The sequence below is a fragment of the Sulfurimonas sp. genome (assembly GCF_027056685.1).
Taxonomy (GTDB): domain Bacteria; phylum Campylobacterota; class Campylobacteria; order Campylobacterales; family Sulfurimonadaceae; genus Sulfurimonas.
Map to the genome: position 1 here is coordinate 1 of NZ_JALUKE010000170.1, position 2,610 is coordinate 2,610.

Annotated in this window: 3 protein-coding genes; 2 read left to right on the top strand and 1 reads right to left on the bottom strand. The window is 34.3% G+C overall.

The annotated features are described in order from the left end of the window. Nucleotides 1-861: DUF234 domain-containing protein (locus MVY38_RS07400; protein WP_297484827.1), on the top strand; the 861-nt coding region annotated here is incomplete at its 5' end. A gap of 10 nt (nt 862-871) precedes the next feature. Further along, nucleotides 872-1,789: a helix-turn-helix transcriptional regulator gene (locus MVY38_RS07405; protein ID WP_297484829.1), complete on the top strand. Its 918-nt coding sequence runs from the start codon at nt 872-874 to the stop codon at nt 1,787-1,789. Between the two features lie 3 nt (nt 1,790-1,792). Here the strand turns inward: MVY38_RS07405 and MVY38_RS07410 are convergent. Beyond that, a partial coding sequence (locus tag MVY38_RS07410) for an EAL domain-containing protein (protein WP_297484831.1) occupies nt 1,793-2,610 on the bottom strand: 818 nt, incomplete at its 5' end.

Genomic DNA, 2,610 nt, shown 5'->3' on the forward strand with positions numbered 1-2,610 from the left:
CTTGCAAAACAGTTTCAAATATTTTACAAAGAGCATACGCCAAAAACACTCGAAGATGCTGTTGAAAAGTTCGCCATCTTCGGTGGTGTCGGCTGGGGTGACATAGACACTTCTAAGCCCTCTTATGAGCTTATTGAAAGACTCATTCTTGATGACTACTCTTACATCCGCAATGATGTCAATGACATCACATCCGGTGCTCCACTCTACCACTCTCTTTTAAGTGCCATCGCTATGGGTGATGGTAAAACACACTCAAGCTACAAACGGGCAAAGCTTGACAAAGAGGTGGGGGACAAGGCTGTTGAGGAGCTTGTTGAGCGTGGCATTATCTACGTGGAAAAACCCAAAAAAGAGTTTACATCATGGGCTGAGAATGAACAGCTCGACAATAAACTCTACTTTACTACTCCATTTTTGCGCTTTTGGTTTGCCTTTGTCTCTCCGCTTTTTAAAGGCATTCGTGACAAAAATTACACAGAAGTAAAAAAGCGTTGGGAGAACCGTGAAGCAGAATTTACGAACCTCATCTTCACACAACTCTCGCATGAGCTTCTCAAAAAAGCTTTTCAAGATGAAGATAAAATAGAAGAGATCTCTGAATACTGGGATAAAAGCGCTGCGTTTGACATCTATGGCAAAACAAAATCTGGCAAGACCATAGTAGGCATCACGAAATACACAAATGCAAAAGTCAAGAAAAGTGAACTTTCCAGACTCCAAGAACTCTGCAAAGAAGCAAACATAAATGTAGACATCTTTATCATCGTAGCAAAAAAAGGCTTTTCAAGTGAGCTTAAAAAACTAAAAGGCGAAAACCTGAAACTCTATACGCTGAAGAATTTTAAGTTACTCCTTTAGTGAGGTTCCTGTGCTCTTTGGTATTTATTTAAAAACATGTCGTGAAAATTATAATTTTACACAAGAGGAATTGGTTCAAAAGCTCTATGCTTTTGATGATTTGTTTGAAGGTTTAGATATTGGTACTCTAAGTCGTTGGGAGAGAAGTACGACTAAACCAAATGTTGATAAACAGATTCAAATACTGAAATTTTTTCAAACACAAAGTGGACTTATACTCTCATGTTTTGGAGAAGATGAACCTCAAGCTATAGAAGAGAAACTTTGTAAAATCGGTGTAAAAAATCTACTTGGAACATCAAAAGAACATATATTAAATGCTCCAACATCATTTTTTAATATAAAATATGCTTCGATTACTCATATACATCAAGCAAAAGATATTGACAAAGCTTTAGCAATGCCATACTCCACCATTTTAAGCCTTACCAACAATGTCTACAACCTTTCACTCCAAACCATAAAAGAGTGGTCTCTAAATCCAAATAATTTCTTTATATATGCACAGTACCATGAAGAGTTTGCGGGAATGTTTTTTTCACTGCGTTTAAAGCCTGAAGTATTCCATAATCTACTCAATTTTAAAACAGAGTTTAACGATATTAGAGCTGATGATTTTGCTAGTTTTGACGAGATGGGGTGTGATATGCCTTTAGCCTTTTTTGCACATAATGACAAGATCTCTTCTCTTCTCATAATAAGTAACTTCGCTCACCTTATAGCAAATCAAAAAAATATAAAAGAGGTAGGTTCCATAACCCTTTTAGATGGTGCAAAAAAACTACTCCAAAACATAAACCTAAAGCACTACAACACTACAACAAGCAAACAGGGCAACTTAGACTCTTATATGGAAAAGCTTAGCAAAGTCCTTGTCAATGAATCTATAGTTAAAATGCTTTTTCAAAAAGAAAAATGTCCAGATTAGCTGCTATAAAGTGAACTCATCTATCTGCTCTTGTGCTGCTCCAAGATAGTTTCCCTGCCCATACTCAATATTTAACTCCATAATCTTGCTAAGAGCTTCTTTGTTGGCAACATATTCTGCTACAAGTTTTATATTTTTCTCTCTTGCGTAAGTCTGTATTGTTTTGACAATTATTTGACTCTCTTTTGAACTGGCTATATTTTCAATAAATGAACCATCTATTTTTATAATGCTTATAGGCAAATTTTGCAGTTGAGCAAAATTAGAACAGTTTACACCAAAATCATCTATTATAATTTCTATGCCCAGCTTATAAATTTTAAGAATATTCTCATGAATACGGTTATTCTTTGCAACAGAGTTATACTCAAGAATTTCAAGTGAAAGTTTATTTGTATCTACACCGTACTTCTCTATATTGACCTTTATAAAATCATGTAATTCATCTCTTTCAAGTTCTTGCGTTCCAATATTTACACTCAACTTTACATTTTCCTTACTTATTTTTTTACATGCATTGATGAACATAAACTTAAATATTTCATACATAAATCCAGCATCATAAGCTGCTTGAATAAATAATCCTGGTGAGTAGATTTGACCCTTATGTTCTATTCGTATAAGCGTCTCATACTTATCTATTGTATAGGTTCTAAGATTATATATTGGTTGATAGTAAACTAAAAAAGACGCGTTTTCAATCTGCTCTTGAATTATTGGCACCCATTTGTTAGTATTTTCTATCTTTTTTAAAATTTTCAAATCATCAGAGTAATATTTGATTTTGTTTATACCGCTGTTTCTTGCTTCTTTAAGTGCCA